At 66.2% G+C, this 22,578-nt stretch carries 21 protein-coding genes and 1 tRNA gene; 15 read left to right on the top strand and 7 right to left on the bottom strand.

Annotated features, from left to right (window positions below; all coding sequences use genetic code 11):
- Window positions 1-4 precede the first annotated feature (4 nt).
- From pheT to lepA, 3 genes are all read left to right on the top strand, one after another.
- Complete coding sequence (gene pheT, locus WI697_RS14495) at window positions 5-2,413, top strand: phenylalanine--tRNA ligase subunit beta (RefSeq protein ID WP_345958953.1); 2,409 nt, start codon at window positions 5-7, stop codon at window positions 2,411-2,413.
- Between the two features lie 285 nt (window positions 2,414-2,698).
- Window positions 2,699-4,105 (top strand): adenylate/guanylate cyclase domain-containing protein, encoded by a 1,407-nt coding sequence (locus WI697_RS14500; RefSeq protein WP_345958954.1) that lies wholly within the window; start codon window positions 2,699-2,701, stop codon window positions 4,103-4,105.
- Between the two features lie 149 nt (window positions 4,106-4,254).
- Window positions 4,255-6,054, top strand: a complete 1,800-nt coding sequence (lepA, locus tag WI697_RS14505) for a translation elongation factor 4 (protein ID WP_345958955.1) — start codon at window positions 4,255-4,257, stop codon at window positions 6,052-6,054.
- Between the two features lie 66 nt (window positions 6,055-6,120).
- Here the strand turns inward: lepA and WI697_RS14510 are convergent, their stop codons facing one another.
- Complete coding sequence (locus WI697_RS14510) at window positions 6,121-6,444, bottom strand: hypothetical protein (RefSeq protein WP_014743721.1); 324 nt, start codon at window positions 6,442-6,444, stop codon at window positions 6,121-6,123.
- A gap of 279 nt (window positions 6,445-6,723) precedes the next feature.
- On the opposite strand from WI697_RS14510, the gene WI697_RS14515 reads away from it, so the two are divergent.
- The 3 genes from WI697_RS14515 (at window position 6,724) to WI697_RS14525 (ending at window position 9,027) form a co-directional block, all read left to right on the top strand.
- Window positions 6,724-6,813 (top strand) — tRNA-Ser (locus WI697_RS14515).
- Between the two features lie 293 nt (window positions 6,814-7,106).
- Entirely contained in the window at window positions 7,107-8,498 is a 1,392-nt protein-coding gene (locus tag WI697_RS14520) for an HD domain-containing protein (RefSeq protein WP_345958956.1), read from the top strand.
- Window positions 8,485-9,027, top strand: a complete 543-nt coding sequence (locus tag WI697_RS14525) for a hypothetical protein (RefSeq protein WP_062761749.1) — start codon at window positions 8,485-8,487, stop codon at window positions 9,025-9,027. Before WI697_RS14520 ends, WI697_RS14525 begins: the two co-directional genes overlap by 14 nt.
- A 64-nt stretch (window positions 9,028-9,091) precedes the next feature.
- On the opposite strand, the gene WI697_RS14530 is transcribed toward WI697_RS14525, so the two are convergent.
- On the bottom strand, window positions 9,092-9,868 hold the full coding sequence (locus WI697_RS14530; RefSeq protein WP_345958957.1) for a carbonic anhydrase: 777 nt from the start codon (window positions 9,866-9,868) through the stop codon (window positions 9,092-9,094).
- Window positions 9,869-10,067: 199 nt separating this feature from the next.
- Between WI697_RS14530 and WI697_RS14535 the strand changes: the two genes are divergently transcribed.
- Window positions 10,068-10,349 (top strand): PqqD family peptide modification chaperone, encoded by a 282-nt coding sequence (locus tag WI697_RS14535; protein ID WP_062761748.1) that lies wholly within the window; start codon window positions 10,068-10,070, stop codon window positions 10,347-10,349.
- A gap of 126 nt (window positions 10,350-10,475) precedes the next feature.
- On the top strand, window positions 10,476-11,057 hold the full coding sequence (locus tag WI697_RS14540) for a GNAT family N-acetyltransferase (RefSeq protein WP_345958958.1): 582 nt from the start codon (window positions 10,476-10,478) through the stop codon (window positions 11,055-11,057).
- Here WI697_RS14540 and WI697_RS14545 read toward each other — a convergent pair.
- Complete coding sequence (locus WI697_RS14545; RefSeq protein ID WP_062761746.1) at window positions 11,039-11,350, bottom strand: DUF6916 family protein; 312 nt, start codon at window positions 11,348-11,350, stop codon at window positions 11,039-11,041. The two genes, WI697_RS14540 and WI697_RS14545, sit on opposite strands and share 19 nt — an antisense overlap.
- A 786-nt stretch (window positions 11,351-12,136) precedes the next feature.
- On the opposite strand from WI697_RS14545, the gene WI697_RS14550 reads away from it, so the two are divergent.
- The 4 genes from WI697_RS14550 (at window position 12,137) to WI697_RS14565 (ending at window position 14,827) form a co-directional block, all read left to right on the top strand.
- Window positions 12,137-12,694 (top strand): phage tail protein, encoded by a 558-nt coding sequence (locus tag WI697_RS14550; protein ID WP_082828238.1) that lies wholly within the window; start codon window positions 12,137-12,139, stop codon window positions 12,692-12,694.
- Window positions 12,695-12,784: 90 nt separating this feature from the next.
- Window positions 12,785-13,336, top strand: coding sequence for a phage tail protein (locus WI697_RS14555; RefSeq protein ID WP_062761745.1), 552 nt, complete (start codon window positions 12,785-12,787; stop codon window positions 13,334-13,336).
- Window positions 13,337-13,349: 13 nt separating this feature from the next.
- Window positions 13,350-13,910 carry a phage tail protein gene (locus WI697_RS14560; protein WP_345958959.1) on the top strand — a complete coding sequence of 187 codons (561 nt, stop codon included), beginning with the start codon at window positions 13,350-13,352 and terminating at the stop codon, window positions 13,908-13,910.
- A gap of 209 nt (window positions 13,911-14,119) precedes the next feature.
- Window positions 14,120-14,827, top strand: a complete 708-nt coding sequence (locus tag WI697_RS14565) for a cytochrome b/b6 domain-containing protein (protein ID WP_345958960.1) — start codon at window positions 14,120-14,122, stop codon at window positions 14,825-14,827.
- Between the two features lie 76 nt (window positions 14,828-14,903).
- Here the strand turns inward: WI697_RS14565 and WI697_RS14570 are convergent, their stop codons facing one another.
- Window positions 14,904-15,344 (bottom strand): c-type cytochrome, encoded by a 441-nt coding sequence (locus WI697_RS14570; RefSeq protein WP_062761742.1) that lies wholly within the window; start codon window positions 15,342-15,344, stop codon window positions 14,904-14,906.
- A gap of 406 nt (window positions 15,345-15,750) precedes the next feature.
- Between WI697_RS14570 and WI697_RS14575 the strand changes: the two genes are divergently transcribed.
- Complete coding sequence (locus WI697_RS14575) at window positions 15,751-17,448, top strand: cache domain-containing protein (protein ID WP_345958961.1); 1,698 nt, start codon at window positions 15,751-15,753, stop codon at window positions 17,446-17,448.
- A 123-nt stretch (window positions 17,449-17,571) separates the two neighbouring features.
- Here the strand turns inward: WI697_RS14575 and WI697_RS14580 are convergent, their stop codons facing one another.
- Together WI697_RS14580 and alr are read right to left on the bottom strand one after the other, a co-directional pair.
- Window positions 17,572-18,828 carry a D-amino acid dehydrogenase gene (locus WI697_RS14580; RefSeq protein ID WP_062761740.1) on the bottom strand — a complete coding sequence of 419 codons (1,257 nt, stop codon included), beginning with the start codon at window positions 18,826-18,828 and terminating at the stop codon, window positions 17,572-17,574.
- A gap of 80 nt (window positions 18,829-18,908) precedes the next feature.
- Window positions 18,909-20,075 carry an alanine racemase gene (alr, locus tag WI697_RS14585; protein ID WP_345958962.1) on the bottom strand — a complete coding sequence of 389 codons (1,167 nt, stop codon included), beginning with the start codon at window positions 20,073-20,075 and terminating at the stop codon, window positions 18,909-18,911.
- Window positions 20,076-20,226: 151 nt separating this feature from the next.
- Here alr and WI697_RS14590 point away from each other — a divergent pair, with 151 nt between their 5' ends.
- Both WI697_RS14590 and WI697_RS14595 read left to right on the top strand, forming a co-directional pair.
- Entirely contained in the window at window positions 20,227-20,688 is a 462-nt protein-coding gene (locus tag WI697_RS14590) for an Lrp/AsnC family transcriptional regulator (RefSeq protein WP_014743736.1), read from the top strand.
- Window positions 20,689-20,781: 93 nt separating this feature from the next.
- Complete coding sequence (locus tag WI697_RS14595; protein WP_345958963.1) at window positions 20,782-21,543, top strand: SDR family oxidoreductase; 762 nt, start codon at window positions 20,782-20,784, stop codon at window positions 21,541-21,543.
- Between the two features lie 2 nt (window positions 21,544-21,545).
- On the opposite strand, the gene WI697_RS14600 is transcribed toward WI697_RS14595, so the two are convergent.
- Window positions 21,546-22,391: an AraC family transcriptional regulator gene (locus tag WI697_RS14600; protein ID WP_345958964.1), complete on the bottom strand. Its 846-nt coding sequence runs from the start codon at window positions 22,389-22,391 to the stop codon at window positions 21,546-21,548.
- Window positions 22,392-22,578: the final 187 nt, after the last annotated feature.

The raw sequence follows: 22,578 nt of genomic DNA on the forward strand, positions 1-22,578 counted from the left end.
CGCGATGAAGTTCACCCTGTCCTGGCTGAAGGACCATCTCGACACCGATGCCGATCTGGACCGGATCGCGCTGGCGCTGACCGCCGTCGGGCTCGAGGTCGAAGAGATCACCGACCGGCGCGCGGCCCTCGCCCCGTTCACCGTCGCCCATGTCATCTCGGCCGAGAAGCATCCGGATGCCGACAAGCTCCGGGTCTGCCGGGTCGATACCGGCGATGGCGAGGTCCAGGTCGTCTGCGGCGCCCCCAATGCCCGCACCGGCATGAAGGCGGTTTTCGCCCGTTCGGGCCTGACCGTGCCCGGCACCGGGCTGACGCTCAAGCCCTCGAAGATCCGCGGCGTCGAAAGCAACGGCATGCTGGTCTCGATGCGCGAGATGGGCCTGTCGGACGAGCATGACGGCATCATCGAGATGCCCGGGGATGCGCCGCTCGGCCAGCCCTTCGCGCCGGTGCTGGGCGTCGACGACCCGGTCATCGAGATTGCGATCACCCCCAACCGGGGTGACTGCCTGGGCGTGCGCGGCATTGCCCGGGACCTGGCCGCCGCTGGTCTCGGCACGCTGAAGCCGCTGGAGGCGACCCCGGTTGCCGGCCGTTTCCCGAACCCGGTCGCCATCCGGATCACCGATGATGCCAGGTCCGGCTGCCCGGTCTTTGCCGGGCGCACCATCCGCGGCGTGACCAATGGTGCAGCACCCGACTGGATGCTGCGCCGGCTGACCGCGGTCGGGCTCAGGCCGATTTCGGTACTGGTCGACATCACCAACTATGTGTCGCTGGATCTGGGGCGGCCGCTGCATGTCTTCGACGCAAAGAAGCTGACCGGCGATCTGACCATCCGCACCGCCGCCGAGGGCGAAAGCCTGAAGGCGCTGGACGAGCGGACCTATGCGCTGGGTGCCGGCCGCGACGTGGTGATCGCCGACGATGCCGGGGTGCAGAGCCTGGGCGGCATCATGGGTGGCGAGGCGACCGGCGTCGACGAGACCACCACCGAGGTGGTGCTGGAATGCGCCTGGTTCGATCCGAAGCGGATCGCCGAAAGCGGCCGGGCCCTCTCGATCCTGAGCGATGCCCGCTATCGGTTCGAGCGCACCGTCGACCCCGAGACGGTGCTGCCGGGCACCGAGATTGCGACCGCGCTGATCCTGAAGCTTGCCGGTGGCGAGGCATCCGAGGTTACGGTCGCGGGCGAAGTGCCGGGCTTCGACCGGGTCATCGGCTTCCGCCCGGCGCGGGTGGAAAGCCTGGGCGGCATCGTCGTCGATCCGGCGGCGCAGGCCACCATCCTCACCCGCCTCGGCTTCGACGTGGTGCAGGAGAGCGACGCCCTCTGGCAGGTCCGGGTACCGAGCTGGCGCCAGGATGTCGAGGGCGAGGCGGATCTGGTCGAGGAGGTGCTGCGCATCAACGGCTATGACGCCGTGCCGCCGGTGCCGCTGCCGCGGGTGGATGTGGTGACCCGCACCGCAGCCAATGACCGCCGTCGCCGGGCCGGCTGGGTCCGCCGCGATCTGGCCGCCCGCGGCCTGGTCGAGACGGTGAACTACTCCTTCCTGACCGCGGCCGCCGCCCGGCGCTTCGGCGGCGGGGCGGACGAGCTGCATCTGCTGAACCCGATCTCGGCGGATCTGGAAGTGATGCGGCCCACCCCGCTCGCCTCTCTGGTCATGGTGGCCGGTCGGGCTGCCGCCCGTGGCGAGCTGGACGGCCGGTGGTTCGAGGTCGGCCCCGGCTGGCGCGGCATCGCGCCTTCCGACCAGCGCAACCTGGCGACCGGTCTGCGCACCGGCCGCACCGGGCCGCGCAGCTGGACCGGGCAGCCGCGGACGGTCGACGTCTTCGATGCCAAGGCCGACATCCTGGCGGCGCTTGCGGCCGCGGGCATGGATGCCGACAAGGTGCAGATCGTCGCCGGCGAGGCGCCCGGCCATTACCATCCCGGCCGGTCGGCCGCGGTGAAGCTGGGGCCGAAGCTGACGCTCGGCTTCTTCGGCGAGCTGCATCCGCTGGTGGTCGAGGCCCATGACGTGAAGGGGCCGGCCGTCGGCTTCGAGCTGGATCTCGACGCCCTGCCGGAGCCCAAGCGCAAGGCCGACCGGACCCGTCCGGCGCTGGTGCTGCACGACCTGCAGCCGGTCGAGCGCGATTTCGCCTTCGTGGTCGATGCCGGGGTTGCGGCCGAGGCGCTGATCAAGGCGGTGCGCGGCGCCGAAAAGAAGCTGATCACCGACGTCTCGGTCTTCGACCGCTACGAGGGTGAGCGGCTGGGCGCCGGCAAGGTCTCGCTTGCGGTGTCGGTGACCCTGCAGCCGGTGGAGCGCACCCTGACCGATGCCGAAATCCAGGCGGTGTCGGACCGGATCGTCGCCGCGGTCACCAAGGCGACGGGGGCCGTGCTGCGGGGCTGACGGGGGGCCGGCGGCCCCGGACGAAACAGCCACGACGAAAAGAGCCGGGGGCGGCACGGGGTGTGACATGCGTCGCAGACCGTGCCGCCCCTGCGTTTTTGACACGATCCATTTTTGCTGCGCTGCCGTATGATTGTCATCCGGGTGTCATTCGGATCGGTTGCGGCATTGATGGCGCCCGGAAACACGCCCATATGCGGTCGGCCTGCATGCGGTGGGACGGCCGTGCCTTCCGCCAGATCGCCACATCTCGTGCCATACCTGTCCGTCAGAGGCTGCCGGCGCATGTCCGAAGTCGATCAACTGTTGCTTGCCCGGGAAAAGAAGGGCGTGCGCTTCGCGCTGGTCGCCCGGCTCGGCATGCTCGGCATCGTCTTCGGGTTGCATGTCTTCCTGTATCAGACCATCGGCGAACTGGCGCTGGTCGGTCTGCTCTGCGGCGGTGCTGCGATCGGGACCGCGGCCCTGCTGATGCATCTGGATCGCCAGGGCTGTCCCAAGCTGACCGGCTATCTGGCGACCCTGCTGGACGTGATGGTGCTGAGCGGACTGCCCGTGATCTGGTATATCGGCTCGGGCGCCGAGCAGGTGGTCGGGCCGCAGTTTTTCCTGCAGACCCGCATGACCGTCGGCGTGCTGATGGTGATGGTGGTGAACGCGCTCGCCTTCCGTCCGGCCTATCCGCTGGTGATCGCCATCGGCTTCGTGGCGATCTATGGCGGTTTCTCGGGCATGATCCTGAATGATCCGCGCACGGCGATCACCACCGACCCGCTGGCCGCCATGACCGGCATGGGGGTGGCGCCCAGGCTGGTGGTCGCCGATATGGTGATCGTGATGGTGGTGGGGCTGCTGCTCGCCGTCATGACCCGGGTCGCCCGCCGCATGGCGGTTCAGGCGGTGCGACAGCAGCATGCCTCGGACCAGCTTCGCCGCTATTTCTCGCCGGCCGTGGCCGCCCGGATCGCGGAAGGCGGTGACGATTTCTTCCGCCCCGGCGGCGTGGTGCGCGAGGTGGCGGTTCTGTTTGCCGATATTCGCGGTTTCACCCACCTCTCCGCCCAGATGCCGCCCGCCCATGTGCTGGACCTGCTGCGCAGCTACCATGCCGAGATGGTCGCCACCGTCTTCGCCCATGGCGGCACGCTCGACAAGTTCATCGGCGATGCGATCATGGTGACCTTCGGCTCGGCCGAACCCGACCCCAACCCGGCCCGCCGGGCGCTGGAGACGGCACTTGCCATGCGCGAGGCGCTGGAGCGGTTGAACCGGCGGCGGATCGCCGCGGGGGAACCGCCGCTCGCCCAGGATGTGGGTGTCCATGTCGGCCCGGCGCTCGTCGGCAATGTCGGCACGCCCGAGCGGCTGGAGCACACGGTGATCGGCGATACGGTCAACACCGCCAGCCGGATCGAGGCGGCGTGCAAACAGCATGGCCGTGACCTGCTGATCTCGGAGGCGGTCGTCGCCAAGGCCGGCGGGGGCTTCCTGCTCGAACGGCTGGCGCCGACCGTGCTCGCCGGCAAGACCGACCCGATCCAGCTCTATGCGGTGCTGGGGCATACCGCGGCAGATCAGGATGACGACGTGATCCTGCCGGGGCTCCACGCCACACCCTGGGTGGTGGAGATGGACAAGGCCGAAGACGACGCGCCGGCCGCGGCCAACGGGCTGGTGCGCGGCGCCGCCTGACCCCGGTCTGCCTGCGCCGGCCCACCGACGCCGATCCCGGTTGCCAGCGCCCCTTGCGGGCCTTATGTTCCCCGGCAACTCAAACGCTTGTGCCTGCCCGGCCCCTTGTGCCCATCCGGCTGACGGGGCCCGGCCCTTCGGGGATGTCCATGACCGACCTCGCGAACATCCGCAACTTCTCGATCATCGCCCATATCGACCATGGCAAGTCGACCCTCGCCGACCGCCTGATCGAGCGGCTGGGCGGTCTTCAGGGCCGCGAGATGAAGGAGCAGATCCTCGACTCGATGGATATCGAGCGCGAGCGGGGCATCACGATCAAGGCGCAGACCGTCCGGCTGACCTATGACGCCAAGGACGGCAAGACCTACGAGCTGAACCTGATCGACACGCCCGGCCATGTCGACTTCTCCTACGAGGTCAGCCGCTCGCTGTCGGCCTGCGAAGGTTCTCTGCTGCTGGTCGATGCCAGCCAGGGCGTCGAGGCGCAGACGCTCGCCAATGCCTATCTCGCGATCGACAATGATCACGAGATCGTGCCGGTGCTGAACAAGGTCGATCTGCCGGCGGCGGAGCCCGAGCGCATCAAGCAGCAGATCGAGGACGTGATCGGGCTCGATGCCTCGCAGGCGATCCCGATTTCGGCCAAGACCGGTGTCGGCATCGACGACGTGCTTGAAGCCCTGATTACCCGTCTGCCGGCCCCTGCCGGCGATCCGGCGGCGCCACTGAAGGCGCTGGTCGTCGACAGCTGGTACGACCCCTATCTGGGCGTGGTCATCCTGGTGCGCGTCAAGGACGGGACGCTTAAGAAGGGCGCCAAGATCCGCTTCATGGCGACGAAGCGCGCGCATCCGGTGGACCGGGTGGGCGTGTTCACGCCCAAGCCGCTGATGGTCGACGCGCTGGACTGCGGCTCGATCGGCTTCATCACCGCCGGTATCAAGGACATCGCCGATGCCCAGGTCGGCGACACCATCACCGAAGAGGACCGGCCGGCGGCGGCCCCCCTGCCGGGCTTCAAGCCGACGGTGCCGGTGGTGTTCTGCTCGCTCTTCCCGGTCGATGCCAGCGATTACGAGCATCTGCGCGACAGCCTGGGCAAGCTCCGGCTCAACGATGCGGCGCTGCATTTCGAGCCCGAGACCTCGACGGCGCTCGGCCTCGGCTTCCGTTGCGGCTTCCTGGGGCTGCTGCATCTGGAGATTATCCAGGAGCGGCTGGAGCGCGAGTTCAATCTCGACCTCATCACCACCGCGCCGAGCGTGGTCTATAAGGTCTATAAGATCGACGGCTCGATCATGGAGCTGCACAACCCGGCGGACATGCCCGACCCGGTGCAGATCGACCATATCGAAGAGCCGATGATCAATGCCACCATCATGGTGCCGGATGACCATCTGGGCGCCGTGCTGAAGCTTTGTGAAGAGAAGCGCGGCCGGCAGAAGGAGCTGACCTATGTCGGCGGCCGGGCGATGGTGGTGTATGAACTGCCGCTGGCCGAGGTGGTGTTCGATTTCTACGACCGGCTGAAGTCGGTCAGCCGCGGCTATGCCAGCTTCGACTATCAGCTTCAGGGCTATGAGGAGAGCGATCTCGTCAAGCTGACCATCCTGGTCAACAAGGAGCCGGTCGACGCGCTGTCGATCATCGTCCACCGCGCCATGTCGGAGGGGCGTGGCCGGGTGATCTGCGAACGGCTGAAGGACCTGATCCCCCGCCAGATGTTCCAGATCGCGGTTCAGGCGGCGATCGGCGGCCGGGTTGTGGCACGTGAGACCGTGAAGGCACTGCGCAAGGACGTGCTGGCCAAGTGCTATGGCGGCGACGTCAGCCGCAAGCGCAAGCTGCTGGAGAAGCAGAAGGAAGGCAAGAAGCGCATGCGGACCTACGGCAATGTCGAGATCCCGCAGTCGGCCTTCATCGCTGCGCTCAAGATCGACGGCTGATCGACCGATCGGCAATCGTCCGGATAAAGTTGATGCCCGGGGTTGATGCACCCCGGGCATTTTTCGTCAGCGCCGCCGACTGAACCGCCGACGCCGGTCACCCTCGCCGCTTCTGCCGCCGGTTGCCAGCAGCAGCACGCCCAGCACGCCCGCCACTGCCCAGATCGGCAGTTCCAGAACCGTCCGCACCGGCGGCCACAGACCGGGCCACAGGGCGTTCTCGATGCCGGCCTGCAGGCCGATCAGGCTGTTGCGGTCGATGGCTGCCCACAGGCTGGACAGGGGGATGATTTCCCATGTCCCCTGATACCAGGCCCCGACGGCTTCGAGACCGACGAGAACCAGGGCGGCGATGAGCAGCAGGAAGGCGAGGCTTCGGCGAACCGACATGCGGCAGACAATCTCCGTTCTGCGGGTGCAAGGACCAGCGACGACAAGCTTAGACCATCAACCCGTCTTGGCAACCGCCGCCGCACTTCGTCCGCCATGCGGTTCCGGCATATGCCCCGGCATGTCCAGGCTCCGGCATGCCCTTGCCATTATCCCGGCCCGGACCCCAGATCGACGGTTGCGCCCCGCCGTCGTCCGGCTATAATGCGCGCCGCCGGTCGACCGGGATGCACGCACCGCACAGCATCCCAAGCAAGACAGTCGACCGGGCACAAGGCCGGAGGGATGGCCGAGCGGTCGAAGGCGCACGCCTGGAAAGTGTGTATACGGTAACACGTATCGTGGGTTCGAATCCCACTCCCTCCGCCATCTCAGTCGCCGCTCTGCATGCCAGGCGCGGCTGGCAGGGCGCGTCCTCTGCGCCTCGGGCACGCCATCCTGTCGGATGGCCGCCGTTTTGCCCCCTCTCCCTTCTTCCCTGAGTGTGACGGACGCCAGCACAGCGATCCGTTTCGGATGGCTGTGATCGTTTGCCTTCAGGGCCTCTGGCGGCACGCCGGGTGCGCGATGGGGATGTTCTCGCGTCTTGCGATCGATTTCGGCCATTGATCCCGCATAGGGTTGGGAACATAATCGGAACAAAGCCACGTCGCGGAGGCGAGATGAAGGTTCAACGTATTCGGGATCCGTTGCACAACCTTATCGAATTCTCCGGGGAAGACTTCGAACAGAAGATGTGGGACATCATCCAGACGCCCCCGTTTCAGCGCCTGAGGCGTGTGAAGCAGCTGGGCTTCTCGGATCTGGTCTATCCCGGGGCGACGCATTCGCGTTTTGCCCACAGTATCGGCGTTTTCCATACGGCGCGGCGTCTGGCGGAGGTGGTCAAGCAAAAGGGAAGCGGCCGTGACGTGCATCGGATCTCGATTGCGTTGGCGGCTGCGTTGTTGCACGACGTCGGGCACGGCCCGTTCAGTCATGCCTTCGAAGCGGTCGGGAAGCGCCTTGGCCTGCGGTTCGCAAACCACGAGGAGATGAGCGATATCCTCATCCGGAGGGGCGAAATCGGCGAGCTTTTGCGCGGGCTGGGCAGCGGATTTGCTGATGATGTGGCGGATATGGTCAAAGGGCAGGGCACTCAGACAATCCACAACGCGATTGTTTCAAGCCAGTTCGACGCAGACCGGCTCGATTACCTGCAGCGGGACAGATTGATGACCGGGACGCATCACGGCGGCATCGATTTTGAGTGGCTCATCGCCAATCTCGAAGTCGGGCAGGTGGTAAGCGGTGTCGATGATACCGCGATCGGTAAGATCGAGACATTCGTCCTGGGGCCCAAGGCCGTGATGGCGGCAGAAGCCTTCATTGCCGGCCTGTTCCAACTTTACCCCACCGTCTACTTTCACAAGGCGACGCGTGGTGCTGAGAGACTTTTTACAGAACTGCTGGTCAGGGTGATCGAACGAGGCCGATCTTGCGAGGCAGACGCGACCGGCCTGGGGAAGCGGCATCCGATCATCAGATTCGCGTCTGCTCCCGACGACCCGGAGCGTTTGCTGCAACTTGACGACACCGTTATCTGGGGCGCTTTGCCGGAACTATCCGGTGCAACGGACCCCATCATTCGTGAGGTGGCGACACGGCTTCGGGAGCGGCGGCTGTTCAAATGTCTGGATATCCGCCGTAAAATCGAGCACGACCTTGACCCGTCCGGTAGTGGCGCACGTGATGACGAGATCAGCAAATGCTGTGTTCGGGTGAAAGAGAGTCTGGCAGGGCGCCTTACGGAACAGTCGGAAGATCGCCTGCCGCCCATTCTGGTCGACCAGACGGTTCGCACCCCATATAAGTCTGGCGATCGGGCGAAGGGGGTACTGGATCGGATCAGCGTTCGCGACGACGCGGGGCTGATCGTCGATCTTCAGGAGCGATCCCGGATGGTGGCGGCGCTGCGTACGTTCGAGGTGTTCAGAGTGTATGTCGCCGATAATGCAGCCGCAGACGAGGTCTGGCGCATCGTGGCGGAGGAGACCGGACATGCAGAACAGTGAGGCCCTGAAAGTGGCTGGCATCGTGCGCGATGCCGGTGGGCGGATCGTCGGACGGACCCGGCTGCAGAAGACGGCCTATCTTCTTACCCTCGCCGGGCTCGAGGACGGGTTGTCGTTCAGCTACAAGCATTACGGCCCCTATAGCGAAGCGGTGGCAGAGGGCGCGCGTGTGGCCGGCCTGTTCAATCTGGTGACGGAAAGCGAGGGCAAGGCATCGTGGGGTGGATTTTATTCGACCTACGAGCTGGCGCCTGCCGGCGAGGAGGCGTTGCTGCCGACCGATGCCGCAACGGAGGCTTCGCGGCGTGCGCTTGCCGTCATAGCGGCCGATGCGAATGCCGTGGTGCTGGAGCTTGCTGCGACTGCCGCCTATCTGGCGGCTGAAGAAAATCACGCCACTCCCTGGGCCGAGACGGCCCGGCGAAAGCCCGAGAAGGCCGGAGAGGGGCGGATCGACGAGGCGCGGAGGCTGTACGACCGGCTGCGGAAAGTGGCCACGCCGCGCCCGCTGCCCGAGATCGTGGATTGACATCAGGCATCGGGCGCCGCGTCGGCGGAAGCCGGCACCGGCGGGGGCCGTCCGGCGAGGGCGATCAGACCAGCGTCACCTTGCCGGTTGCGATGTCGTAGATGCCGCCCACCGCCTTGACGCGGGTGTCGGCGATGGCCTGGGACAGGACCGGGGTTGCATCTGCCAGTGTGCTGAGGGTGTGGCGGACATTGCCGATGGTTGCATCGGCCAGCAGATCTGCGGCTGTGCGGTCGACGCCGGAGGACAGGACCACCGGCTCGATCCCCGGGCGCATGGCATCGATCAGGCCGGGCAGATGGCCGGGCAGGATGGTGCCGTTGCGGATGACGTCGATGGTGGCGGAAACCGCGCCGCAGCCGGAATGGCCCAGCACCATCACCAGCGGAACGCCCAGCACGGCGACGGCGTATTCCAGACTGGCGATGCCGTCGTCATTGGCGAAATTGCCGGCCAGGCGCACGACGAACACCTCTCCCGGCCCCTGATCGAAGGCAAGCTCCGGGGCGATCCGGCTGTCGGCGCAGGAGATGATCGCCGCAATCGGATATTGCGCCCGGGCGCGGGCGTCACGGCCCGCCATCGGATCCCGGGCTTCGGGTTTGCCGGCGGCCCAGCGGGCATTGCCGGCCATCAGCCGGGCCAGGGCGGCATCGCCGGTGACCACGGGGCGGGGCAGCGGATCGGCTGCCCAGGCCGGGCTTATGGCAAGGCTGGTTGCGCCGGCGCCCAATAGTCCCAGAAAACTGCGCCGCCCGATATCGTGGTGCAGCGGACGCGTGCAGTGCTGGGGGGTGTCCCCGGTCGGCAGCGATGTGTAGGGGGATGATGGCTGCGGCATCAGCGTCGCTCCTGTGCCTGGTCCTGGTTGCATGAGACGGAAGGCAGAGTGCGGCCGGGGTGCATCCGGCATTTTTCCGGCGGCCGATGCAGTTGATCATGGCGCTTTCCGGCGCAGTGCTCGATATATTTCACCGACAGAGGTCGCCGATCGTTCACCGGCCGGCCCGCCGCAGCAGACGCACCAGAGGACCTGTCCGATGCCGATCACGCCCGAGACCACCGTCACCCGCAATGACGATCTGATGATCGCCGAGATCGATGGCGAGGTGGTGCTGATGCATGTCGACAAGGGCAATTATTACGGTCTGGACCAGATCGGCTCCGACATCTGGGAGCGGATGGCCGCTCCGGTTTCGGTGGCCGATCTTCATGCCGCGCTGGTCGCCGATTACGAGGGCGATGCCGAAGAGATCCGCGCCGATCTGATGGAGCTTCTGGAACGGATGGCCGAGCACGACCTGGTGCGCGTCGCCGCCTGATCCGCCATCGCCCGGCCCGCCGCCGGCGCAACTTCGCCTGGACGCGGACGACCGCTGCGTGGGATGGTTTGGGGGTGTAGCCATGATCTGTGGCTTCCCCCTCACCCCGTCGCCAGGCAGTGCCTCATGTCCGAAACCACGCCCGCCCCCGATCTCAGTTTCGAGATGCCGTCGGAGCTTGCAACCCAAGGCTTCGCCGTCCGGCCGCGCACGCCCCAGGACACCGACTTCCTGCGTGAGCTGTACATCTCGTTCCGTTGGGCGGAACTCGAGGCCGCCGGCTGGCCCGAGGCCACGCGGCGCAGTTTCCTGGCCGACCAGTTCCGGCTGCAGGACAACCACTACACCACCCATTACACCACCACCGCCTTCCTGATCATCACGCAGAACGGCGCGCCGGTGGGGCGGCTGTATATCGACCGGGGCGGCGTGCACGAAATCCGGCTGGTGGATATCATCCTGGTGCCGATGCTCACCGGCCGGGGCATCGGCTCGGCCATCATCCGGGTCCTGCTCGACGAAGCCGCGCGCACCGGCCGCTATGTCGGGCTGCATGTGGAAAGCTACAACCCGGCCCGGCGGCTGTATCAGCGGCTCGGCTTCGTCGATCGCCGACTTGAAGGCCCCTATTTCTATATGAGCTGGGGAGATTTTCCTGCCGATGCCGGCACGGTCGCCGGAGATGGGGCTCAGCTGAACACGATCTGATACCGCACCGTCCCGTCGGGATTGCGGCCGATCGGCACCATGAACAGGCGCATCTGGCCCATGGTTTCGTGCGACAGCAGAACCTCCTGGCCGTCGATGGCGATATCCGTCCGGCTACCGTCCAGAAACAGGCTGAACCGTTCCCGATCGAAGGTCGGCAATGGAGGCTTGCGGGTCACGCTTCTGAGCGTGAGCCGTTCGATCAGGACCCCCGCTTCGCCCGAGGGGATATCGAAGGGGTGGGCGGCGGCGGCTTCGAATTCGTCGGCGGTGAGATCCAGCGGGGAGCGCATAATCGACCCTTCATGTGTGGGTTTGGGCATTGTATTGCTCGCAGCATCAGTGATATTCTACCCAGAGAACATGCTATGATCGTTGGGATGTTGACGCTGGTGTGAATGCTACTGAATGGTTGTTGTGCACAGCGTTGCGCGGAAAATGAACACTATCAAACAGGGTGTAGTATGAGCAACAAAACTGCAGAAATGCGTCGCTCCGCAGAGAAAGTTTCCAAGGGGAAGGGCCTTCGGAGGCATTGGCAGGCACCAATTTTGACTGTTCGGACAGCAAATGCTCTCACCTTGGGCGCAGATACCTATCTAAGCGACGGCGTTGATGGTGTTGTGTCCTAATCAAGATTGTGCATTTTGAGTGCATAGGCACGGTATGTCGTCAATGTGGTCGAGTAAGTGGGCCTCATGGTACGCAATGCGGATGTATTTCGTGAGCGCCGTGCCTAGTGCTACTTTGTAGGCATGTAAGTTGGCCTTGTTCTGTGTGTTTTTGAAGAGGTGATGGGACCACAATCGGGACGATGTGACATAAATGAATGCAATTTGTTTTTCGGATTATTTTTCAATCCAAGATTAATTGGCCCGAAAATGATAATATCAGAGCTATTTATTTTTTATGATATGTGAGTATGTGTGTTTTTCGTTTGCCTCTTTTGGTTGAGTGTTTTCTAATTTAGCGGCGTGGCCAGCCGTGACGTGGGAAGTTGTCGCTCTGCTTTTTATCCGTTCCGCGCACGGCTGTGCTTGACCCGTAGCCCACAATAATCCCCGTGAGGACGACGCACGATGGACCCCTTCATTGGAGAGATTCGCATCTTTCCGTTCGGTTTTGCGCCGAGCGGATGGATGCCTTGCGAAGGCCAGGAACTGCAGGTGAGCCAGAATCAGGCTCTTGCTGCCCTGCTCGGAAATACCTATGGCGGAAACTGGCCGACCACTTTTAAGCTCCCCGATCTGCGTGGCCGGGCGCCCTTGGGCCAGGGCCAGCACAATGGCTTTAGCTATAGCATGGGCAATGCGATTGGCAGCCAGACGGTGACCCTTACGGTCGGACAGCTGCCGCAGCACACGCACACAATGTCCGCCCTTAGTACCGAGGGAAACCTGGCGGTGCCGACGGCGTCCAGCGGTATTACAGCAATGCTTGCAAATACTGGAGATAATAGCTCTCAGCCGAACGGTCCGGAGGTTTATATTACTCCGCCGCCGACCGCGACTCTGACGCCACTTCGTCCGGAGACGGTGACGTCGACTGGGGGCGGTCAGGCCCATCCGAACGAGCAGCCCAGTCTTGCGGTGTATTACTGCATCGCGACAACCGGGCTGTGGCCGCCGCGGTCCTGAACCCGACCATCATCTCTGCGGCCGGTCATGCAATCACCGGATCGGTGTGCACAACCGGTTGATAGATCTTCATCGACAGGATGAGACATCATGGACGGATTTCTGGGCGAAATCAGGATGTTCGCCGGCAATTACGCGCCGGAAGACTGGGCAATCTGCAACGGCGCGCTGCTGCCCATCGTGGGCAATGAGGCACTGTACTCGCTGCTCGGTGTCAAATACGGCGGCGATGCGGTGACCAATTTTGCGCTGCCGGATCTGCGCGGCCGGATGGCGGTACATGCCGGGCAGGGGCCGGGTATGCCGTTTCCGCATCCGCTGGCGCAGCAATTCGGCAGCGAGACGGTGACGCTGACCGAGGCGATGATGCCGGCGCACAGCCATAGCTGGCAGACCTATCCGCAGCCCTCGACCACCGAGGCGCCCCAGGCGCAGGTGCTGGGCACCATCGTCAAGAGCGCGACAAGACCGACATTCGACGGTCTCTATCGGAGCACGCTTCCGACTTCGACCAATGTCGGGCCAATGGCGTCTCAAATGATCGGATCGACCGGCCTCGGCGGCGCGCATGCCAATATCATGCCGGGGCTGGTCATCAGCTTCATCATCGCCCTCAAGGGCAATTACCCGACCCGTCCGTGAGGAGAAGGCGATCATGGCAGATCCGTTCTACGGTGAAATCCGCGCATTCACGTTCGCCTTCTCGCCGGCCAACTGGGCCTACTGTGCCGGGCAGGAGGTCCAGATCCAGCAGTATCAGGCCCTGGCGGCGGTGATCGGCACGATGTATGGCGGCAATCTCAGCCAGAACAAGTTCAACCTGCCCAATCTGCAGGGCCAGGTGGCGGTCGGGTCCGGAACCGGTGTGGGGTTGACGCCGCGCACCGTCGCGCAGCAGATCGGGACCGAGACCGTGACACTGGCGATCTCGCAGATCCCGCCGCATACCCACACGGCGCAGGCGCTCAATGAAGCGGTTCTTACGGATGCGACGTTGACGCCGTCGAGTACTACCATGCTTGGTCGGGCAGTGGGTGCAGCTGCCTACGCCCTTTATCCGAACCCGCTGCCGTCGCCGTCGCCGGTGGTGATGATGGATGTGCGCAGCCTGACCCAGATCGGCAACAATCAGGCACATGAGAACCGGCAGCCGGCGCTGACGCTGAATTTCTGCATCTGTGTGTATGACGGGTACTTCCCGGTCCGGCCGTCCTGACCGGGGACGCTTTCAACATCCTCAGGGGCCGGGGGCGGCAGGCCGTCTCCGGCCCCTGATGCGTTGCGGCCGTGACAATGGCCACGCCCGTCGGGCCCTGTGGATCTGCGGTCTTGCAGCGCGATGTCGTCCCGCGACATGTTGAAGAGGCTGCGGCCCCGGTGGCCGCACCTCCGGCGTGACCGAATGACGACAAAGAGGGCGAGATCATGTCCGACGCCACCTCCCGATCCGGCCCCGGCGGCGCGAAGCCGAAGGGGGCGCTGGTCTGGGACCTGCCGACCCGCCTGTTCCACTGGCTGCTGGCCGCAGCCGTGATCGGGGCCTGGGCGACGGGTGAAGGCCCGCGCCAGGTTCATGTCTGGTGTGGCTATGCGATCATCGTGCTGATCGTCTTCCGCCTGATCTGGGGGGTGATCGGCGGTCGCCACGCCCGGTTCACCGATTTCGTGCGCGGGCCGACGGCGGTGGCCCGGCATCTGCGCGAGCTGCGCGATGCGAAGGCGGCGCCGCCCGAGGCCGGGCACAATGCCGCCGGCGGCTGGATGGTGCTGCTGCTGCTGGGGTTGATCGGCCTGCAGGTGACGCTGGGCCTGTTCACCGACGACGACATCCTGTTCGTGGGCCCGCTGGGGGAACTGGTGTCGTATGACACCCGCCTGCAGATCACCGCGATCCACGAGGTGCTGGGCAATATCCTGCCCTGGGTGATCGGCGTCCATGTCGCGGCGGTACTGCTTTACTGGATCGCCCGCCGCCAGAACCTGATCCGGCCGATGATCACCGGCTACAAGCCCTGGGTGTCGCCGGTCGAGGTGAAGCCGCTGCCACCGCGGGCGGGCTCTCTGCCGCGGGCCGTCCTGGCCCTTGCGGTCGGGATCGCCGTCGTGGTGGCGATTATGGTCTGGGGCGGGTAGGGCAGCTGGTCCTGCGAATACGGAAACGGCGACATCCCTTCCGGGTGTCGCCGTTTCTCTGTCGGGGAGATGCGGTTTACTTCCCGCGATAGTCGTTGTGGCAGGCGCCGCAGGCCTTGCCGACATCGCCGAAGGCCGCGGCGACGGCGTCCATGTCGCCCGACCGGCCGGTATCGGCCAGTTCCTGCGCGGCCTGGCGGAAATTGCGGGCGGCCGCTTCGAAGCCCGCGCGGTCGGTCCAGACGGTGGCCAGCGCCTTGGTGTCGCCGCTGTCCGATCCGGCGGGGAACAGCGACGGGATGCGCTCGGCATAGGCGATCATCGCCTCGGCCGGGGCGACCACGGCATCGGCCGGGCCGCCGCCCTCCACCGTCGCCTTCACGGCGCCCAGCTGCTTGCGGATGGCCTGGAAGCCGTCCTGGCGTTCCTTGATCACATCGGACTGGGCGTAGGCAACGCCGGCCGCGATGGTGACGGTCAGGGCGCAGGCCGCGCCGATCCTGGTCAACAAGGTCATCTGTCTCGTCCTCGTGGAGGCGTGATCGCCTTCGTGGGCCGGCCGACTGTCGGGTGGCCATGCCGTGAACTACGGTCGTAATCCCGCGACGGATCACGGAACGCACACAGTCTAGCCTGTTGCTGTGAATTTTCCCGTGCGGAAGACCACAAGATCGATCTTGTGCGGCAGCCTGCGGCATTCCGTCGCGGATCAGGCGCCCAGGTCCGCGCTTTGGCACAGATCAAGGCGGGTTCACGGTGCAAGACCTAGTCTTGCAACCGCCGGACGGGGTCCGGCAGCCGGGATGCCGCACTCTGGTCCGCAGAGCCCTGTCCGCAGGGGGTGGGTATCGACCGGTCGTCTTCACAAAAAAAGGGCCGGCCTGCCTCCGCAGCCGGTCGTCAAGATCGGGAAGGCACATATCATGTCGCTCTCGTTGCCGCGCGTCAGGAACGCGACCATCGCCCTCAGGCTTGCCGTGATGGTCGGGCTGTCCGCCATCGGCCTTCTGGCGCTTGCGATGATCGGCGCCTTCGACCAGCGCGCCCAGATGCTGGAAGATCGCGAGCGGCTTGTCCGCTCGTCGGTCGATGCGGCGGCGGCCATCGTGGTGGCCGAAGTGAAGCGCGCCACCCCCGCCACCGTCGATCAGGCCAAGGCCGCGGCGCTGCGGGCGCTCGCGGCGATGCGCTTTAATGACGGTGAATATGTCTGGGTCAACGACCTGGATTACCGGATGGTGATGCATCCGATCCAGCCGCGGCTGAACGGCCAGGATATGAGCGATTTCAAGGACCCCACCGGCGATCTGATCTTTCACAAGATGGTCGATGCGGCCACCGGGCCGGCGAAGTCGGGACTTTTGACCTATCACTGGCCGCGCCCGGGCGGGACCGAGCCGGTGGAGAAGCTGTCCTATGTGAAGCTGGTGCCGGAATGGGGCTGGGTCATCGGCTCGGGCGTCTATATCGACGACCTGAATGCCGAACTTGAAGCGGCGATGCTGCGCAATGCCCTCTGGGCCGGCGGGCTGGCCCTGGTTCTGATCGGGCTTGCCACTCTCAACGCCCGTGGTCTGTCGCGTGAACTGCGTAGCCTGACCGACGGTATGCGCCGGCTCGCCGACGGCGATGTGACGGTCAGGATCAGCGGTACCGACCGCAGGAATGAACTGGGCGAGATGGCGCGCGCGCTGGAGGTTTTCCGCGACAATGCTCGTGAGCGCCAGCGCCTGCAGGCGGAACATGATGCCGATCAGGCCGCCCGCAATGCCCGTGCCGCCCGGATCGAGGCGCTGGTGCGCGATTTCGATCTGGAGATCGCCGAACTGGTCGATCAGGTCGCCGGGGCCGCCAACGAGCTTGAATCGACCGCGGTCGAAATGACCCGCATCGCCGAACAGACCAATGCCCATGCCGGTTCGGCCTCGGCTGCGACCGAACAGACCTCGACCAATGTCCAGACTGTGGCGGCCGCGACCGACGAACTCACCAGCTCGATCCGCGAGATCGGCCGGCAGGTGACCGAAAGTGCGCGCATCACCGCCCTGGCGGTGCGCGAGGCCGATGCCACCGCCTCTACCGTCCACGGCCTGGCTGATGCGGCGGACCGGATCGGCCGGGTGGTGGATCTGATCAACGGCATCGCCGCCCAGACCAACATGCTGGCACTGAATGCGACGATCGAGGCGGCACGTGCCGGCGATGCCGGCAAGGGCTTCGCCGTGGTTGCGGCCGAGGTCAAGAACCTCGCCCGCCAGACCAGCCAGGCGACCGAAGAAATCGCCGCCCAGATCCGCGCCGTTCAGGCCGAGACCGATGCGGCGGTGGATGCCATCGGCGGTATCGGCCGTCGGGTGTCGGAAGTCGATGCCATTGCGACCACCATCGCCTCGGCGGTGGAGCAGCAGGCAGCCGCCGCGACCGAGATCGCCCGCAGCATTTCCGAGGCGGCCAACGGCACCCGCGATGTGGCGGAAACCGTGGTCAAGGTCTCGGCCGAAGCCAGCCGCACCGGTGCCGCCGGCCGCCAGGTGCTCACCGCCGGTGGCAGCCTGGCCCAGCGTGCCGACGTGCTGCGCGGCGACGTTACCCGCTTCATCGAAGAGGTGAAGGTGGCCTGAGGAGGGCCACCCGCCGCCTGCAACGAAGAACGCCCCCGTCACCCGAAGGTGGCGGGGGCGTCTTCGCGCCGGACCGGAGCTTGGATCGGAACAGGACCGGCGAAGGAAAGCGAGACGGGCCGATCAGGCGGCGTAGCGGTCGATGGCCAGATCGTGGGTGTCGATATCGGGCCGGTCGCCCGAGATCAGATCGGCCAGCACCCGGCCCGAGCCGCAGGACATCGTCCAGCCCAGCGTGCCATGGCCGGTGTTGAGCCAGAGGTTGCGATATTTCGTGCCGCCGATGATCGGCGTGCCGTCCGGCGTCATCGGGCGCAGACCGCACCAGAAGCTGGCCGCCGCCACGTCGCCGCCCTCGGGGAAAAGATCCGAGACCGAATGTTCCAGCGCCTTGCGGCGACCGTCGCGCAGCGCCAGGTCGAAGCCGGCGAGTTCGGCGGTGCCGCCGACCCGGATCCGGTCGCCCAGCCGGGTGATGGCGATCTTGTAGGTCTCGTCCATCACGGTCGAGACCGGCGCCAGCTGGCTGTTGGTGATCGGCACCGTGATCGAATAGCCCTTCACCGGATAGATCGGCGCCTTGATGCCGATCTGCTTCAGCAGCAGCGGCGAATAGCTGCCCAGCGCCACCACATAGCGATCGGCGGTCAGCACGCCGCGGCTGGTCGAGACGCCGGTGATCCGATCGCCATCGGCGGCAAGCGCCTGGATGCTGGTGTCGTAGAGGAAGGTGACGCCCAGCCGTTCGGCCTCGGCGGCCAGGTTCTGGGTGAAGATGTGGCAGTCGCCGGTCTCGTCGCCCGGCAGGCGCAGCCCGCCCACGAATTTGTCGCGCACGCGGGCGAGGCCCGGCTCGGCCCTGATGCAGCCGTCGCGATCCAGCACCTCGAAGGCGACGCCGCTGTCCTTCAGCACCTTCACGTCGCCATCGATGCCGTCCAGCTGCTCCTGCTTGCGGAACAGCTGCAGCGTGCCCATGGTGCGCTCGTCATAGGTGATGCCGATCTCGGCGCGCAGCTCCTTCAGGCAGTCGCGGCTGTATTCGGCGATGCGCACCATGCGGGCCTTGTTGACCGCATAGCGCTCGCTGGTGCAGTTGGCCAGCATCTGCGCCAGCCACGACCACTGATGCATCGACAGCTTGGGCCGGATCTTCAGCGGCCCATGCTCCATGGTCAGCCACTTGATCGCCTTCAGCGGCACGCCCGGCCCGGCCCAGGGGGCCGAATAGCCGGGAGACACCTCGCCCGCATTGCCGAAGCTCGTCTCCATCGCCGCCGCCGGCTGGCGGTCGACGACGGTGACCTCATGCCCCTTGCGGGCCAGATAATAGGCCGACGCGACACCAAGGACGCCGCTACCGAGGATGATGATCTTCACAGGCTCTGCCCAGTCTTCGAAGGTGGCGGCGGGGCCGCCGGGGTGCGTGGGGTGTGGGTGGCGGGACGGCTCGGCGGTGCTCAGCCGTTCAGGTAGCGGCGGTGATAGCGGTTGCCCAGGCTGGTCAGCACCTCGTAGCCGATGGTGCCGGCCAGGGCCGCCACGGCATCCGGGGTCTGATCGGGGCCGATCAGCTCGACCAGGCTGCCGGGCTTCACGGCCTCGGGGGGCAGGTCGGTCACGTCGACGGTGATGCTGTCCATCGACACCCGGCCGGCGATCGGGGCCGCCCGGCCGTCGACCAGGACGGCGCCGCGGCCGCTCAGGCTGCGCAGCCAGCCATCGGCATAGCCGACCGAAACGGTGGCGATGCGGGTCGGCCGGTCGGCACGGAAGCGCCAGGAATAGCCGACATGGGCACCCGCCGGGATCTCGCGGGTCTGCACCACCTTGGCCATCAGCCGGACCACGTTCTTCATCGGGTTGGGCAGATGGGGCTGCGGGTTCAGGCCGTAGAGCGCCGCACCCGGCCGGGCCAGATCGAACTGATAATCCGGGCCCAGGAAGATGCCGCTCGAATTGGCGAAAGAGGCGGGGGCGTCGGGCAGCAGCGCCTTGCGGCGGCGGAAATTCGCCAGCTGCTCGGCATTGGCGGGATGGTCGGGCTCGTCGGCACAGGCCAGATGGCTCATCACCGCCTCGACGATGATCCCGTCCAGCAGCGCCGGCGCGGCGGCGATGCGGGTGATGTCGGCCTCGGGCAGGCCCATGCGCGACATGCCGCTGTCGATCTGCACGAAGGCCGGCAGCCGCCGGCCCAGCGCCCGGGCAAGACCACCCCAGGCCTCGATCTGCTCCATGGAATTCAGCACCGGTACAAGCCCGGCATGGGCGCAATCGGCTTCCGCACCCGGCATCGGCCCGTGCAGCACCATGATCGCGCAGTCGTCGGGCAGGGCCTGCCGCAGGGCCAGGCCTTCATCCAGATGGGCGACGAAGAAATGCCGGCAGCCGGCCTCATGGAAGACCGGCGCGATCCGTGTGGCCCCCAGACCATAGGCATCGGCCTTGACCACCGCCGCGCAGGCCCGCCCGCCAAGGCGGCTGCGCAGCGCCAGGTAATTCTCGCGGAGGGCGGCAAGATCGATGGTGAGGAAGGCCCCGGCGCGGGCTGCTGCGGCATCTTCCGCGGTGCGGGGGCGTGTCGTCTCCCGGTCGGACAGGGCGGCGCTGACGCTCACATTCATGGCATGCGGCTTTCGATCGGCGGTCGGCTCGGGCGGGGATGGCGCTCCACACAGCGTATGAACAAAGATCGTCGATTGTCTTGCCGATCTGCCGCAGAATCATCGAAGATATCGGGCTATACACAATTTTCTGCGAAGGAAACCGCAGATCATGCCGTTGCATCTCGACCCGGTCGACGACCGCATCGTCCGCCTGCTCAGGAAGGACGGGCGCATGAGCAATGCGCGCCTCGCCGAGGCCGTCGGGCTGTCGCAATCGGCCTGCCTCAGGCGCCTGAGACTGCTGGAGAAATCCGGGGTGATCCGCGGCTATACCGCGCTCATCGACCTGCCCGCCGACGAGGAACCGACGGTGGTCATCGTCCAGATCACCCTGGAGCGCCAGACCGAGGAGGTGCTGAACCGGTTCGAGATGGCGGTCCGCCGCTGCCCCGAGGTGCGGGAGTGCTATCTGATGACCGGCCTGTCGGACTATCTGCTCCGCGTGGAAACCGAGGATGCGGCCGCCTATGAGCGCGTCCACAAGGAGGTGCTCTCACGCATGCCGGGCGTGGCGCGCATCCAGTCGAGCTTTGCGATCCGGACGGTGATCCGCAACCGGCAGCCGGTGTGACGCGGAACCTCGGATGCCGTGACCGCAGCCGGATGGCCGGCCGTCGATCCCATGGCGATGCTCCTGCCATCGACAACGCAGGAGGAGCGACCGATGTCGCAGCTTGAGGGAAAGGTGGCGATCGTGACCGGGGCGAGTTCCGGGATCGGTTATGAGGCCGCGAAACTGTTTGCGGCCGAAGGCGCGCGGCTGGTGGTGGTGGCACGCCGGCAGGCAGAACTCGACCGGCTGGTGGAAGAGATCGCCGCCCGGGATGGGGAAGCGGTGGCGGTCGCAGGGGATGTGCGCGACGACGCCGTGGCCCGGGCGGCGGTCGAGGCCGCCGAGGGGCAATTCGGCGGGCTCGACATTGCGTTCAACAATGCCGGGGCGACCGGACCGGCGGTGCCGGTGACCGGGCTCGACGAAGCGGACTGGCGGATGGTGCTGGACGTGAACCTGACCGCCGCCTTTCTGGGCGCACGGCACCAGATTCCGGCGATGATCGCCCGCGGCGGCGGTTCGCTGATCTTCACCGCCAGCTTCGTGGGCCCCGTGGTCGGTTTTCCGATGATGGGCGCCTATGCGGCGGCCAAGGCCGGTGTGGTCGGCCTTGCCCGGGCGATCGCGGCGGAATACGGGCCGCAGGGCATTCGGGCGAATGCGCTGCTGCCCGGCGGCACCGATACGCCGATGGGGCGTGCCGCCATGCCCGACCCCGCGATCCGCGCCCATGTCGAAGGGCTGCACGCGCTGAAGCGTCTGGCCGAGCCCGCTGAGATCGCCCGCTCGGCGCTCTATCTGGCCGGCGACATGTCGAGCTTCACCACCGGCACCGCGCTGGTGGTCGATGGCGGGGTCTCGGCGGTGCGCTGAGATCAGTCGTCCAGCGGGATCCAGATTTCGTAGCCGCCATCGCCGGTGGCACCGTCGAAGCTTTCGGGATAGCGCTCGAAGTCCGGCGCCCGGGCCGGGGTCACGCAATGGGTCGGCAGCCAGTGGTTCCAGATGGTGTGGACCAGGTTGCGGATCTCGGAGATGTGCCCCGGCCAGGCGAAGACCAGATAGCTGCGCGCCGGCAGTTCCAGGCGGGTCAGCTCTGCCGGCAGGCCGTCGAAGCCGGCAACCTCGGCGCCGGCCAGATAGTCGAGCCCGCCCTCGGGATCCCCGCCATAGCACACACCCAGCGACACGCCGTCCAGCCGCCCGGGCAGGGGCTCGTATTCCATCACCAGCCGTTGCCACAGGGCGGGGATGGTGCCGATGGTGCTGAGGTCGTAATGGCCGCTGAGGCCGGCGACGCGCAAGGGGCCGAGGCGTTCGGTGCGCGGGGGCGGCAGGTTCTGAAGGATGGTCGGTTGCATGATCGCGGTCTCCGGAAGCGGGAAGCGGGATGGGTCGGCGAGGGCTGCCGTGCGAAACCGGTCGGGCGGAAGCCCGAAGCGGCTGCGGAAGGCACGGGTAAAGGCGGCGTGAGAGCCGTAGCCGCAGGCCAGCGCCACGGTCAGGATGTCCGGTGCGCCGGCCGCCAGCTGACGGGCCGCGGCGAGCAGGCGCACCTCGCGCAGCCGGCCGGTCACCGTGCCGCCGTTGGCGGCGGCAAAGGCCCGGCAGAGGTGAAAACGCGACACGCCGGCAACCTCGGCCATCCGGTCCAGGTCCAGCGCCTCGCGATAATGGCCGTCGATGAACCAGAGCACCCTGTCCACCGGCGTATCGGCCATGCTTTGCCTCTCCTCGACGTTCTCGACCACATGATGATGGCATGATCGGCCAGGGTCGGTTTGATCGCGCTTGCCGTCATCGCCATTCTTTCCGGAGAAGGCGACTCTTTCCGGAGAAGGCGACTCTTTCCGCAGAAGGCGACTCTTTCCGGAGAAGGCGACCGGGGCCATCACGAAGGACAGGTTC

It is taken from the genome of Tistrella mobilis, from assembly GCF_039634785.1.
Classification (GTDB): Bacteria; Pseudomonadota; Alphaproteobacteria; order Tistrellales; family Tistrellaceae; genus Tistrella; species Tistrella mobilis.